The sequence below is a fragment of the Pseudomonas sp. GM79 genome (assembly GCF_000282495.1).
Lineage (GTDB): Bacteria > Pseudomonadota > Gammaproteobacteria > Pseudomonadales > Pseudomonadaceae > Aquipseudomonas.
In genome coordinates this window covers 211,407-225,634 of sequence record NZ_AKJE01000076.1, presented here as the reverse complement: position 1 = coordinate 225,634, position 14,228 = coordinate 211,407, and the positions used below count along the sequence as shown (strand labels likewise).

At 59.9% G+C, this 14,228-nt stretch carries 11 protein-coding genes and 1 pseudogene; 8 read left to right on the top strand and 4 right to left on the bottom strand.

What is annotated here, in order from left to right:
* Window positions 1–3 precede the first annotated feature (3 nt).
* Window positions 4–975, bottom strand: coding sequence for a GDP-mannose 4,6-dehydratase (gene gmd / locus PMI36_RS09410; RefSeq protein WP_008073617.1), 972 nt, complete (start codon window positions 973–975; stop codon window positions 4–6).
* Window positions 972–1,886 (bottom strand): GDP-mannose 4,6-dehydratase, encoded by a 915-nt coding sequence (locus tag PMI36_RS09415; RefSeq protein ID WP_008073616.1) that lies wholly within the window; start codon window positions 1,884–1,886, stop codon window positions 972–974. Before PMI36_RS09415 ends, gmd begins: the two co-directional genes overlap by 4 nt.
* 429 nt (window positions 1,887–2,315) lie before the next feature.
* Here PMI36_RS09415 and PMI36_RS09420 point away from each other — a divergent pair, with 429 nt between their 5' ends.
* The 7 genes and pseudogenes from PMI36_RS09420 (at window position 2,316) to PMI36_RS09440 (ending at window position 11,423) form a co-directional block, all read left to right on the top strand.
* A complete protein-coding gene (locus PMI36_RS09420; RefSeq protein WP_157214963.1) occupies window positions 2,316–3,893 on the top strand; it encodes a glycosyltransferase in 1,578 nt (525 codons plus the stop codon).
* Window positions 3,887–5,164, top strand: a pseudogene (locus PMI36_RS0129740) (glycosyltransferase); the annotation flags it as partial. The gene PMI36_RS09420 and the pseudogene PMI36_RS0129740, both read left to right, overlap by 7 nt.
* A gap of 51 nt (window positions 5,165–5,215) precedes the next feature.
* Complete coding sequence (locus PMI36_RS30815) at window positions 5,216–6,067, top strand: class I SAM-dependent methyltransferase (RefSeq protein WP_238543584.1); 852 nt, start codon at window positions 5,216–5,218, stop codon at window positions 6,065–6,067.
* Window positions 6,064–7,212 (top strand): acyltransferase family protein, encoded by a 1,149-nt coding sequence (locus PMI36_RS09425; RefSeq protein WP_008073612.1) that lies wholly within the window; start codon window positions 6,064–6,066, stop codon window positions 7,210–7,212. The genes PMI36_RS30815 and PMI36_RS09425 overlap by 4 nt, the downstream gene beginning before the upstream one ends.
* The gene (locus PMI36_RS09430) at window positions 7,206–8,042 is read left to right on the top strand and encodes a class I SAM-dependent methyltransferase (RefSeq protein ID WP_008073611.1); all 837 of its coding nucleotides are present in this window, start codon (window positions 7,206–7,208) and stop codon (window positions 8,040–8,042) included. Before PMI36_RS09425 ends, PMI36_RS09430 begins: the two co-directional genes overlap by 7 nt.
* A 65-nt stretch (window positions 8,043–8,107) precedes the next feature.
* A complete protein-coding gene (locus PMI36_RS09435) occupies window positions 8,108–9,301 on the top strand; it encodes a DUF3142 domain-containing protein (protein WP_008073609.1) in 1,194 nt (397 codons plus the stop codon).
* Window positions 9,288–11,423 (top strand): hypothetical protein, encoded by a 2,136-nt coding sequence (locus PMI36_RS09440; RefSeq protein ID WP_008073607.1) that lies wholly within the window; start codon window positions 9,288–9,290, stop codon window positions 11,421–11,423. Before PMI36_RS09435 ends, PMI36_RS09440 begins: the two co-directional genes overlap by 14 nt.
* On the opposite strand, the gene PMI36_RS09445 is transcribed toward PMI36_RS09440, so the two are convergent.
* Window positions 11,424–12,053: a LysE family translocator gene (locus PMI36_RS09445; protein ID WP_008073606.1), complete on the bottom strand. Its 630-nt coding sequence runs from the start codon at window positions 12,051–12,053 to the stop codon at window positions 11,424–11,426.
* 145 nt (window positions 12,054–12,198) lie between these two features.
* Here PMI36_RS09445 and PMI36_RS09450 point away from each other — a divergent pair, with 145 nt between their 5' ends.
* On the top strand, window positions 12,199–12,672 hold the full coding sequence (locus tag PMI36_RS09450) for an Lrp/AsnC family transcriptional regulator (RefSeq protein ID WP_007896573.1): 474 nt from the start codon (window positions 12,199–12,201) through the stop codon (window positions 12,670–12,672).
* A 122-nt stretch (window positions 12,673–12,794) separates the two neighbouring features.
* Here PMI36_RS09450 and lpdA read toward each other — a convergent pair whose 3' ends face one another.
* Window positions 12,795–14,195, bottom strand: a complete 1,401-nt coding sequence (lpdA, locus tag PMI36_RS09455) for a dihydrolipoyl dehydrogenase (protein ID WP_008073605.1) — start codon at window positions 14,193–14,195, stop codon at window positions 12,795–12,797.
* Window positions 14,196–14,228 lie beyond the last annotated feature (33 nt).

Here is a 14,228-nt window from a genome sequence, read left to right as displayed (position 1 = left end):
GGCCTACTCCTTGGCAACGCGTTTGATGTCCGCATCCATCATCATGCGGATCAAGGTGTCCAGATCGGTTTTTGGCTTCCAGCCCAGTACGCGCTGGGCCTTGGCCGGGTTGCCAAGCAGCACTTCTACCTCGGCCGGGCGGAAAAACGCCGGGTCGATCTTCACGTAGTCGCGGTAGTTGAGGCCAATGTGATCAAAGGCGATGCGGCACATTTCGCGCACGGTGGTGGTCACGCCGGTGGCGACCACATAATCGTCAGGCGTGTCCTGTTGCAGCATCAGCCACATGGCTTCGACGTAGTCGCCGGCAAATCCCCAATCGCGTTTCGCGTCGATGTTGCCCAGGCGCAGTTCCTGCTGTTTGCCCTGTTTGATGCGGGCGGCGGCGTCGGTGACTTTACGGGTCACGAACTCGATGCCGCGCAGCGGTGATTCGTGGTTGAACAGGATCCCGCTGCTGGCGTGCAGGTTGAAGCTTTCGCGATAGTTCACCGTGATCCAGTGGCCATAGAGTTTGGCCACGCCGTAAGGGCTGCGCGGATAAAACGGCGTGTTTTCGTCCTGCTGCTCGGCCTGAATCAAGCCAAACATTTCGCTGGTGGACGCTTGATAGAAACGGGTGTGCGGACTGAACTGACGGATCGCTTCGAGCAGGTGAGTCACGCCCAGGCCGTCGACGATGCCGGTGGTCACCGGTTGATCCCAGGAGGCGGCGACAAAGCTTTGCGCCGCCAGGTTGTAAACCTCATCCGGTGCCGATTTGATTACGGCGCGCTGCACCGAGCAGGCATCGGCCATATCGCCATCCAGATAGACGATATCGCCCTCGATCCCGGTCTCGCGCAGTCGCCAACGTGAATCGCTGCTGCGCCGCGCCACCAGACCATGGACTTTATAACCTTTGTCGAGCAGCAACTTGGCCAGATAGGCGCCGTCCTGACCGGTGATCCCTGTGATCAATGCACTTTTTGTCATTCTTGTCGTACTCGCTTCTCCCAGTCGGACAGGATCGCCCGCAAGGATTGTTGTGTTGTGATTTCAGGCGTCCAGCCTGTGGTCTGGGCAAGCTTGGCATGGCTGCCACAAACGCGACGTTGATCCGCGCGGCGAAGACGCGCCGGATCCTGAATCAGTTGCACATCGACCTGGGCGAGATCCCCCAGCTGTTCGATCAAACTGCGAATGCTCTGCTCGCGGCCCGAGCAAATATTGTAGACCTGTCCCGACGTGCCTTTTTCCAGCAATGCGAAGTAGGCCGACACCACGTCGCCCACATCGAGGAAATCGCGAGTGACGTCGATGTCACCGACTTCCAGTTGCGGTGTTTGCAGGCCTTGCTTGATTCGGCTGATCTGCCGCGCCGCGCTGGCGATGACGAAGCTGTCCTTCTGCCCGGTGCCGATGTGGTTGAACGGACGAGCGACCAGCACTGGCCAGTCTTCGCTCAGGCCCCATTGCAGGCTCAGGAACTCCGCCGACAGTTTGCTCACGGCATAAGGATTGCGCGGGCAGGGTGGCTGGCGTTCGGTGATGGGCAGATCGGCTTCGTTGACCTGGCCATAGACGTCACCGGAGCTGACGTACAGGAACGTACCGGCGAAGCCACGGGCTTTGAGGGCTTGAAGCAGGTTAAGGGTGCCCAGCAGATTGATATTCAGCGTACGTGCCAGATCACGAAAGGCTTCGGGAACGAAGGTCTGGCCGGCCAGATGAATGACCGCATCGGGCATCTCCGGCCACAGGCCTTCAAGGCTTTCTGGCTGTACGAGATCGTAACGGGAAGGGGCAGGCAGCAGTTCCCATTCCGAGGCATCAGCCTTCAGACGAGATTGGATGTGTTGTCCTACGAATCCACTCAGACCCGTTACGAACAGACGCTTTTTCAAGCAGCGGTCCCCTCAATGTCTAAACTTCTGCCATTTCCCGCAGGCTTTAGGGAAAGTCTGTCAGACCGAAGAAAAATCTTCGTAGGAAGACAGGCAAAGTCGTTGTTGTAGTTGTTTGGTAGTCAATCTGTGCCAATTGCGCAGCAATTTCAACAGGTCCCACCGTGACCGGTCAGTTCTCGTTTTCGCAGGCCTATTTATTCTCGCCGAGCGGTTCACGAACCCTTAACGGATGTGTTTAGAATGCCCCTCGTCACGATCGCCCAGGGTTCGGCAGGGTTATTTTGAAACTCCGCGAAACTGACCACTAAAACAAGAACGTAGACGGGTACGAAGACGATGGAAGGGCACAGGTGATACCTGGCTTTATCCGTTTCTCTACCGTCATAAAGTGGGGCTGCCGGGATGGCAGTTTCATTGTGGGATGCTATGAATTTCATTCTTTACTCAGCCGTGAACGATAACCTGACTGGTCAAACGGTCGGTCGTCCTCAATACGATTACGCGTTTATCCTCCAGGCTTACCGACGGGTACTCGGGAGCTTTGGAAGCGTTCATATTGTGGAGTCGATCGCAGAGGTCGACCCCCTTGTCCGGCGACTGTCGCAAGAGCGTCAGGAAAGTATTTTCCTCTCGTTCGCCGCGCCACATGACACCCCCACGGACCTCAGCTGCCCGACCGTTTGCGTGATGGCCTGGGAGTTCGACTCGATCCCCACTGGGCAAGAAAGCAGCGACCCGCAGCAAGACTGGCGTCGCATCCTTGGTATTCACGGTCGAGTCATCACGCTCTCGAGCCACGCCGCACGGGCGATCCGCAAGGCGTTGGGCGAGGACTTCCCGGTGCTGGTCCTGCCCGTGCCGCTTTGGCAAGCTTTCGCCACCGCCGGCGAACCCGTGCAGCCAGTACCGATTAACCCGGGGACCACTGTTGATATCACCGGCTGCATTCTCGATACGCGGGTGCTTGGGCTGCACGCCGACGATCTGCTTCCCCCGGTGCCTACCGCTGAAGAGCTGGCGCGCATTGAGGCACTGAAACCTCCACCGCTGACGCCACATCGACGCTTCATTATTGCCAAGCACTATTTGCGGGCCTGGATTAGGGACGTTGTTCGAGGGCCGTCACTGCCGGAGCGTGGCCATCGAATCCAGTATCTGAAGCAGTGGTATTGGGAAGGCGTCCAGGATCTTTTATCGGACACCTTGCATTCACGGCTGGCCAAGTACCTGCCGGGCGTGGCGGGTCCGCTGCCCATACCTGCACCGCCAGCACTCGATTTGCCGGACCTCGGCCAGCGGGCCGAAACCAGGGTCGATGGCGTGGTGTATGTCAGCGTGTTCGACCCCAAGGATGGCCGCAGCAATTGGCCGCGATTGATCTCGGCGTTTTGTTGGGCGTTTCGTGACACGTCGGACGCCACGCTGGTGTTGAGAATCACCCATGCCGATCTTGCGGCTTATTACGTCGAAGTACTCACCGTGCTCAGGCAGCTCTCACCATTTGCCTGTCGAGTGCTGGTATTGCATGGCGAACTGGATGAGTCGCAATCGACACGGCTTTACCAGGCTGCGAGCTTCTACGTGAATGCCTCACATTGTGAGGGAGTGTGTCTTCCAGTGATGGAGTTCATGGCCCGCGGTACGCCGGCCATCGCGCCGGATCACAGTGCCATGGAGGACTACATCGACGACACCGTGGCGTTTGTGGTCAGGTCCAGTGCCGAGCCTGCGGCCTGGCCTCAGGATGTCCGCACGCTTTATCGCACCCGGCAATATCGGCCGGATTGGGGCTCGCTGAAAATCGCGTTCCAGCAAAGTTACGCGATGGCCAAGGAACAACCACAGGCCTACGAGGCCATGTCGAGTGCTGCCATCGCGCGCATGCACGATTACTGCCTGGTCACTTCCTGGCAACCGCGCCTGCTGGCGTTTCTCGGGCGGCCGGAGGCGGGCGAGTTGGAAACGGCCTCGGCCGTCAACGTGGCGGATAACGCATCATGCTGATCCTGATTTATTCGGAAACCAATCAGAGCACCATCACCCAGAATCTTGGTCGTGCTGAATACAGTTACTACTTCGTACTCAAGGAATTTCGCCCGGTACTCGAACGACTGGGCACGGTGCTGGAAGTCACCAACCCCGATGAGGAGGTCGACCGCCTTTACGGTGAATGCCTGGCCCGGAATGAAGAATGCGTGTTTCTGTCGTTCTCGCCTCCCCACCGCACGGCCACTCACTATGCGTGCCCGACCGTTCCGGTATTTGCATGGGAATTCAGCACCATTCCGGACGAAAGCTGGTACGACGATCCGCGCAACGATTGGCGCAATGTTCTGGCGTCGACAGGTGCGGCGATTACCCATTCCAGCTACACGGTCAATGCGGTGCGCACTGCCATGGGCGCCGATTATCCCATCACCGCGATACCGTCTCCGGTGTGGGACCGGTTCTGTGCACGGGGACGGCAATTGGAACGTCGACCGCTGGCAGGTCAGGTCAGGCTCAAGCTCAAGGGGCTGTTGGTCGATAGCCGGGCAGTCGATCTGCGGGCTTATGCTCCAGCGCCGTTGCGCACAGGCACGGGCATTGATTTCAAGGCTCCGGTTGGCGAGCGGGAGTTGATGCTCGACGGCGTTGTCTACACGTCGGTATTCAACCCCTGTGATGGCCGTAAAAACTGGGAGGATATGCTCAGCGCTTTTTGCTCCACATTCCGTGATGTGGAAGACGCGACGCTGGTTTTGAAGCTGACCCATTTCGATGCCGAGCAGGCGCTGAGCGATCTGCTGCCCAAGCTGTACCAGAATCAGCCCTATCGTTGCCGGGTCGTGTTGATCTACGGGTATCTGGCGGACGCCGATTACGAGCAGTTGGTGCAGGCAACCCGTTACGTAGTGAACACGTCGTATGGGGAAGGGCAGTGTCTGCCGCTGATGGAATTCATGTCCTGCGGCAAACCCGCAGTGGCTCCGTCGAACACGGCGATGGGTGATTACGTCGATGCCGATAACACCTTCATCATCGAGTCGACAGAAGAGCTGACCAACTGGCCTCATGATCCACGCTCTGCTTACCGCACGTTGCGCTATACCGCCAATTGGGAGTCGCTGTGCCAGGCCTATCAGGCCAGTTATGACGTGGCCCGACACGACGACGATCGCTACGCGACCATGTCGGCCCATGCCATAGACCGGCTGGAGGCATTCTGCAGCCAGGACCGTACTTACACGCGGTTGAAAGCATTCATCGCCGATGTACTGGAACACCACAAAGTCAACGGCAAACCTGTTGATCGCGTGGCGGCCCAGCTCCAGCGCAAGGATGAGATTGCCGTGCAAGCGGCGAACGTCTTCGAAGGCGCTGCCTCGCCCCGCGACTGCGGCTTGCGCGATGCGGTACTTGATGGTTGGTTTCTCAACGACAGTGGTGAGCTGCTCAAGGGTTTCGCTATCACGGCGCACGACACGTTCCTGGATGTGGGATGCGGCGAAGGTGGCTCAACGCTGTTTGCCGTGCGCCAAGGCGCTTCAGTGATATTCACCGACAGCGAGCTGGACAAGGTGCAGGACCTTGCCCGACGCGTCAGGGCGGAATCTGGCGTAGCCAGCCTCGGATTGGTCAGTAACAGTCTGCCGCTACCGTTGCGCGACGGCTGCGCGAGCAAGATTGTCTGCACTGAAGTGCTTGAGCATGTCGATGAGCCCGAGCAGTTCATGGCTGAGCTGGTGCGCATGGGACGCCCGGGTGCGCAATATTTGATCAGTGTTCCGGACCCGGTGGGTGAGCACTTGCAAAAAGGCATCGCGCCGCCGAGTTACTACCAGTCTCCCAACCATATCCAGATCTTTTCCCGTGAGCGCTTTACCGAGCTTGTCGAGAACGCAGGACTGGTCATCGAGCACCGTCAATCCAGCGGCTTTTTCTGGGTCATGGGCATGATTTTTTTCTGGGCCAGCGAACGCGCCGGGGGCAACGATCTCAGTGGTGCCGTTCGTGACCGGATTCACGCGCCATACCCCCCTCTGATGGAGAGCTGGGCGAGAACCTGGCAAGACCTGCTGGCGCAACCCAACGGTCTGGCGATCAAGCAGCTGCTTGATCAGTTCATGCCCAAGAGTCAGGTGATCATCGCCCGCAAACCGGTGGAGGCTCAGGTAACGTCCAGGAGGACGGCATGAGCAGCAAGCGGATCATGGATATCGAGTTGTTGCGGGGCATTGCGGTACTCGGTGTGTTGTTCCAGCACCTGCAAATCAACTTGTTTACGTCGCCACTGCTGCAGACCATCAGTGTCTATGGGCAATTGTGGTGGGGCGTCGATCTGTTTTTTGCCATCTCCGGATTCGTCATCGCACGCAGTCTGATACCGGCGTTGCAAGGCTGCCGTACACGCCAGGACTACTGGCAGCAGATTCGCAATTTCTGGCTGCGCCGAGCTTTTCGTTTGTTGCCTTCAGCGTGGTTGTGGTTGACGTTGACGCTGCTGGCCTGTGTATTTCTCAACCGCTCCGGCGCCTTCGGTTCGCTCCATGCCAATGTGCAGGCCACCCTGGCCGGGCTGGCGCAATACGCTAATTTCCGTTTCGCCGACAGCTTCCTCCATTACGAATACGGTGCCAGTTTCGTCTATTGGAGCCTGTCTCTGGAGGAGCAGTTCTACCTATTGTTTCCGTTGATGATTCTGCTCTGCCGCAAGTACCTGGCTTGGGCGCTGCTGGCGCTGGTGGCGGTGCAGTTATTAACGTCGCGCACGCCGATGCTGATGGTGGTGCGAACCGATGCACTGGCCCTCGGCGTGTTGTTGGCGATGTGGAGTGTGCAACCTGGATACAGGCGCTGGGAACCGACGTTCTTGCGTCGGCCGTTGGTTGGCGTTTCGGTGTTGGCGGTCATTGTCGCGCTGCTGAGTATGCTGGCGACCGATCGATTTCAGCCTACCCATTACCGTGTCGGCGTGATTGCGGTGTTCAGTGCGGTGCTGGTTTGGGTAGCGTCCTACAACCGTGATTACCTGATACCCCGTGGATGGCTGAAAAATCTGATGACTTGGGTCGGCAGCCGCTCCTACGGGATTTACCTGATCCACATCCCGGCCTACTTTATGGTGCGCGAATTCACCTTTCGCTTGCAGGCGCTCGGTCTGCCCAGCCCGGCCGGCCAGCCGATCCTGATGTTGCTGATCGCTTGCGGGCTGATCGTCCTATTGAGTGAATTCAACTACCGCTTCATTGAAATGCCCCTGCGTAATCGCGGCGCCTCGCTGGTGCAACGTTTGGGCGCGTCCCGAACCGCCATCCCATCCTCTGGAGCTACCTCATGCTGAGCCTTTTGAAGAAACTCACAGGCAGCTCCGCTGCTGCGCAGCCGCTGACGCCAGAACCGTCGGTCCCGGACAAAGTCGACCCGTTCATGCTCGGTTTGCACGACGCGACGCTAAGCGGCTGGTTCAACCAGCAAACTAACGAGCTGTTCACCGGTTTCCCGGTCAGCCCCGAGGACACGTTGCTGGATGTGGGCTGCGGTGACGGGGGCAACGTGCATTTCTGCGGCATGCGCGGGGCGAAGATCATCATTGCCGACATCGACGCCGCCAAGGTCGAAGCGACTCGTCAGCGCCTGAGCGACACGCCGGCGCGGGGCGTCGAGTGCCACGTCACGGACTGCAATCCGCTGCCGATTGCCGACGCGACCGCGACCCGGGTGGTGTCCACCGAAGTTATCGAGCACGTCGACAATCCGGCACAGTTCCTCGCCGAACTGGTGCGGGTCGGCAAGCCCGGGGCGCTGTATTTGCTCAGTGTTCCGCACCCCAGTTCCGAAGACCTGCAAAAAGACATCGCCGCGCCGGAGTATTTCCAGAAGCCCAACCACATTCGCATCATCAGCGAAGAGCAGTTCAAGGCGATGGTCAGCGACGCCGGCCTGGAAGTCATCAGCCACAGCCAGTACGGGTTCTATTGGTCGATGTGGATGCTGTTGTTCTGGGAGGCCAAGGTTGATCTCAGCAACGCTGACCATCCGTTGCTCAACCATTGGGCCGAAACCTGGCAAGCCGTTCTGTCCTCGCCACGGGGGGCGCAGATTAAACAGGCGCTGGATGCGGTGGTGGCGAAAAGTCAGGTGATCATTGCCCGCAAGCCAATGGCTGAGTAGGGTAATGAGCAGAGCGACAAAGGGCCTTCGGAGGCCCTTTTTGTATTTCAGGGATAAGGTTTTTCATGGCTTTTTTCACACGCTTGATCGTTTTGCTGGCAGCGGTGTTGCTCAATGGTTGCGAGCAACAGGACGCGCCGTCGCTCGATCAGCAACTCTACGTCTGGCAACGCCAATGGACGTCGGCCCATGACGCCGCGCTGCGCGACAGCCGCGCCGATTTCTCGACCTTGCGCGTACTGGCCTTGCAGGCGTTTCCGCAGGCCGGCTGGAGCCGGGCGCGGATCGATCCGGCGCTGCTCAAGCGTGATGGTCGACCGCTGATTGCGGTGATTCGTCTGGATGGCCAGCTCAAGGGGCTGGATCAGGACGAGGTCACGGCGCACATCCAGCAGGTGCTCAGCGATTGGCAAGGGCAGGGGCTGATCCTCTCCGGCGTGGAAATCGACCACGATGCGGGCAACGCTCGGCTACCGGCCTACCGCGAATTCCTCACGCATTTACGCGCGGTTCTGCCGGCCTCCTTGCCACTGAGCATCACCGCGTTGCCGGCCTGGCTCGACAGCCCCGAATTGCCGGCGCTGCTGGCGACGGTCGACAGCAGCGTATTGCAGGTGCACGCGGTGAGCGATCCACGGCGTGGGCTGTTCGACCCGGATCAGGCCCGGCAATGGGCCAAGGCCTGGAGCCGTATCACCTCGAAACCATTTTATCTGGCGCTGCCGGCTTATGGCGTGGCGTTGTTGCCAGGGGCCAGTGGCGCGCCGGTCGTGGAAAGCGAAGTGCCCATCGAGCGGGGCGGCAAACGCCGGGAGTTACTGGCGGATCCGCTGCAACTGAGCAAACTCGGCACCGAGTTGCGCGCCGATCCACCGGCTCATTTGGCCGGACTGATCTGGTTTCGCCTGCCGCTGGCCAATGATCGCAGGGCCTGGAGCCTGACGACGCTAATCGCTGTGGCGCGTGGCGATATGCTCGACAGCCGCGTGGGGCTGAAGCTCTCGGCGCAGGACGGCCTCTACGACATCAGCGTCAGCAACCAAGGCAACCTCGACAGCGCCTGGCCCGAACGCCTGACTCTGGCGGTGCAGGGCTGCGATGGCGCCGATGCATTGGCCGGTTATGCGTTGCAACAGCGCCCGGATCTGCTTACCTTCACCCGCCTGCGCGAGGGTCGAATCCCGGCCGGCGGGCAGCGCGCCATCGGTTGGGCACGCTGCGCAACTATTGATCAAGGAGGTTCGAATGTTCACCCGTAACTGGCCCCGTCATGTGCTTTGCCTGAGCCTCAGCCTGCCGTTGGGTTCAGCGTTGGCCTGCGGGCCGGACTTCCCCATGCGCCTGCTGGACAACCGTGGCCAGTCGCTGGCGGAACTGCCGGAAGGCAACTTCAACTTTGAGATCAGTCGCCTCGGGCATGCCATCGCGGGACTGAAAAATGTCACGGCTGCCACCAATATTCCGGGGGACGGTTACGGCGATGCGCCGGATTACGCGGGTCAGCGCAACACCGCCGAACAGGCCGGTCTGACGCCTGAGCAGCAAGCGCTGGTGCAACAGCTGCGCAGCCTGACCGATGCCCGTCAGGTTGAAGAGCAAGGCGCGAGCCTGCCGGCCGAACACATGTTCTATCTGGCGGGCGCGGTGGCGTTCAACGCGGGTGACCATGGTTTGGCCGCTGAATATTTTCAGAAAGTGCTGGCGCTGCCGGCGGATCAACGCGCGTTGCGCAGTACCTGGGCGGCTTACTCGTTGGGGCGGACACTGTTTGCCATGAGTTCAGAGGCGGGCGCAGGTCCCGACCTGTTGGCTCAATCCCGAAAGGCTTTCGAGCAAACTCGTCAGCTGAGTATCGACGGCTTCAGCGACCCGCTGGAACTGGGTGTTGCCAGCCTCGGCGAAGAAGCGCGAGTGGCCCGCACCGCTGGCGATTGGGACAGCGCCATCGAACTTTATGCGACGCAGAACCTCCACGGTTCGGCGGTGGGCTACAGCTCGTTGAAGTTGTTGATGGCCGATCTGATGGTAATGCCCGACGATCAACTGGCCGTGTTGCTCAAGGGCAAAGCGGTGCAGCAACTGGTGACGGCGTCGTTGATCAGTCGACTCGGCTGGTCATTTGGTGATCAGCCGCCAAGCGAACAGAAACTGATCAAGCTGCTGCAAAACAGCACCCGCGGCAGCCTGGATAACGCGGATCGCCTGGCGGCGATGAACTATCAGCAGGGCGATTACGCCAGTGCCAAAGCCTTCCTCGAACAGGCCGGTGACGGCGGCCTCGCGTGGTGGCTGCGGGCGAAACTGGCGTTGCGTGATGGCGACAAAGGCGCTGCCGCTGCGGCCTACGCCAAGGCCGCCCAGGCCTTCCCGCAGAACGAGTCTTGGGGTGAACGACGGACCCCGGATTGGGATTACGAAACAGTGCAGCCCAAGTGCCGGGTCGACGGCGAAAGCGCGATCCTTGCCCTGCAACGCGGGGATTATCTGCAAGCCTTTGATCAGCTCTATCGCAGCCAAAGCATTTACTGGTACGACGCGGCCACCGTTGCCGAGCGAGTGCTGACCCTCGATGAACTCAAGCAGTACGTCGACACTCAGGTGCCTGCACCGCCGGCTCTCAGCCAACAGGATCGCGACAATTATGTGCCGTTGCCGGTAGCCGCGAACCTGCGCAATTTGCTCGGGCGGCGCCTGTTGCGTGAAGGGCGTTATGACGAAGCGCCGGCTTACTTCGACAACGTCGATCTGCAGAACAAGGCCAAAGCGTATGGGCAATTGCGTCAGGAGGCGGACGCTGCCTGGTGGCCGACCAAACGTGCCGCGGCGTTGTTCAATGCCGCGTGGACGACACGCCAATGGGGCATGGAGCTTCTCGGCTACGAAATGGCGCCGGATTACGCCACGTTCGGTGGTAATTACAGCCTTGAGAGCCGTGAGCTAAAGGTCGGCCCGTTAGTGGCTGAAGATGAGGTCGTGCGTCAGCAAGCCAGCGCCGCTCAACCCGATGAGCGCTATCACTATCGTTATGTCGCAACGGCTTTGGCCAGTCGTGCTGCCGATAATCTGCCTCATACCAGCCAGGCTTTTGCGGCGGTGTTGTGTGCGGCGGCGGGGTGGAACACCAGCCTTGAAGAAGAAAGTGCCTTCTACCAACGGTATGTGAAAGAAGGTCCGTACGTGGATTGGGCGGTGAACTTCGGCCACCATTGTCCTTATCCAGACTTCCAGAATGCGGACAAACGTTACGTAAGCCAGGCATTGAGTCCGGTCCGCTCGGCATTGCGACCTTATAAAAAATGGCTGCAAACGGGCGGTGTTGTGGTGTTTACAGCGGTAGCGCTGGTGCTGATCAATCGACGCCAGCGCAAGGCGCGACAGTAATCACGCTTGCTGCACAAAGGTCAGCCGCACCGCGAAGCCGATCAGCAGGCTACCGAACAACCACTGTTGCACCCGCTGGGCCGATGGACTGCGTTGCAGCCAGCGGCCCAGTGCGGCGCCGACCAGTGCGTAGGCACTGTCGAACAACAACCCGACACCGACCAGCATCGCGCCCAGTGTTGCAAATTGCGCGAGCACTGGCCCGGCGTGAGGTTCGATGAACTGCGGCAACAGCACCGAGCAGAACAGCAGCGCCTTGGGGTTGAGCAGATTGGTCAGCAAACCGCGTTGGATCGCCTCGCGCCAATGCGATTTTTCAGTCGTGGAACCTGCACTGTTCAAGCTCGGCAGCATCGTGGTGCGCAGGCACTGAATGCCGATCCACAGCAGGTACGCGGCCCCGACCAGGCGCACCACGTCGAAGGTCCAGGGTGCCGTCTTGAACAGCGCTGCCAAACCCAACGCAGCCAAGGCCACATGACAACCACGCGCTATGCCCAGCCCCAACGCCGTGGCCAGCGCCGCGCCTTTGCCCTGACGCGCGCCGGTTTGCAACAGCAGAATCATGTCCGGGCCCGGCAACAGGTACACCACCGCCAATGCCATGAAAAACAGCCAGAGTCCTGCCATGTTGCACCCCATTCGTTGTCGATTTGGTGAGGTCAGTCTATGGCTGAAGAGCAGGGCAGGTGGTTGCGTAGTCAGCTTCTAAAGCTTCTATATTTGGCATAACCTGCCATTTTGTGATGAATGAACCATCGGGATCTGCCAAACCATGAAACTGGACGCCTACGACCGCAAGATTCTCGCCGCGCTGCAACGGGACGGTCGCCTGAGCAACGTGCAATTGGCTGACGAAATCGGTTTGTCCGCCTCGCCTTGTTTGCGTCGGGTACGGATGCTGGAAGAGGCGGGCGTGATTCGCGGCTATCAGGCCAATCTGGATCGAGATGAAGTGGGCCTTGGGCTGACGGTGTTTGTCGGGGTCAAAGTTGAACGACACAACGATGAACAGGCCGAAGCCTTTCGCCTGGCCGTGACGGCATTGCCCGAGGTGATTTCGGCGTTCCTGGTGTCAGGGGAATCGGATTTTCTGCTGCAGGTGGTGGTGCCGGATTTGCGCGCCTATGACCGTTTTCTCACCGGGCGATTGCTGAAATTGCCGGGTGTGAGCGACATTCGCAGCAACTTTGCGATTCACACGGTGAAGACCCCGGGGGCGTTGCCGTTGGGGCATTTGCCGCTTTAGATCGCATCGCCCCATTCGCGAGCAAGCCCGCTCCCACATTTGATCTGTGGTGTTCACAGAACCAGTGTGGGAGCGGGCTTGCTCGCGAAAGCGCCAGTTCAGTCAGCGCAAAATCATCGGCCCTACATCTGCGTCGCCATCCCCTCCACATCCATTGCCGCCTGACGCAATGCCTCGGAGCGGGTCGGGTGTGGATGACAGGTCAGGGCGATGTCTTCAGCCGAGGCGCTGAACTCCATGGCTACGCAATATTCGCCAATCATTTCACTGACGCTGGGGCCCACAAGGTGCACGCCGAGGACTTCGTCGGTGCGCTCATCGGCCAATACTTTGGCGAAGCCTTCGGTTTCGTGATTGATCTTCGCCCGGCTGTTGGCCGTGAAGGGAAACTTGCCGACCTTATAGGCGCGACCTTCGGCCTTCAGCTGTTCTTCGGTCTTGCCGACGCTGGCCAGCTCCGGTTTGGTGTAGATCACGCTGGGAATCAGGTCGTAATTGACCTCGCCGGCCTTGCCGACGATTTGCTCGATGCAGGCCATGGCTTCGTCTTCGGCCTTGTGGGCGAGCATCGGCCCAGACGTGACATCACCGATCACCCAGACGCCAGCGGCCTCGGTGCGGTGGCCCTTATTGGCGAGCATGCCGCGTTTGTCCGTGGCGAGACCGACGTTTTCCAGCCCCAGGCCTTGGGTGTAAGGGCGCCGACCAATGGCCACCAACACGTAATCGGCTTCAAGCAACTCGGCGGTGCCACCCTCGGCCGGCTCGACGCTGAGCTGAACACCGCTCGCCGATGTCGTGGCGCTGGTGACTTTCGAACTCAACTTGAAGCGGATGCCTTGCTTGCTCAATGAGCGCTGAAGGGCCTTGCCCGCTTCGCCATCCACACCGGGACAGATCCGGTCGAGAAATTCGACCACCGTCACCTGAGCACCCAAGCGTCGCCATACCGAGCCCAGCTCCAGGCCGATCACTCCGGCACCGATCACCACCAAGTGCTTCGGCACTTCGCTCAGCGACAGCGCGCCCGTGGAGTCGAGGATGCGTTTGTTATCGATGTCCACGCCGGGCAGGGGAGTGGGTTCGGAACCGGTGGCTATGACGATGTCCTTGGCTGTCAGCTGGGTCTTGCCACCCTGGCTGTCGGTCACCGTGACGCTGCCCGGCCCGTCGATGTGGCCCCAGCCCTTGATCCAGTCGACTTTGTTTTTGCGAAACAGAAACTCGATGCCTTTGGTCAGCCCGGTCACGCTTTCATCTTTCTGTTTCATCATTTGAGCAAGGTTGAGGACAGGTTTGACCTCAATCCCCAGGTTGGCAAATTCCGCCCCCATGGCCGCGTCGTAGAGTTCGGAGGCATGCAGCAGCGCCTTGGATGGCATGCAGCCGACATTCAGGCACGTCCCGCCAAGAGTGGCGCGGCCTTCCACGCAGGCTGCTTTCAGACCCAGCTGGCCGGCGCGGATCGCTGCGTTATAACCGCCGGGGCCTGCGCCCAGAATCACGACGTCATAGGTGCTCATGGTGGTACTCCTGATGAAAGAGGGCAGGATCGA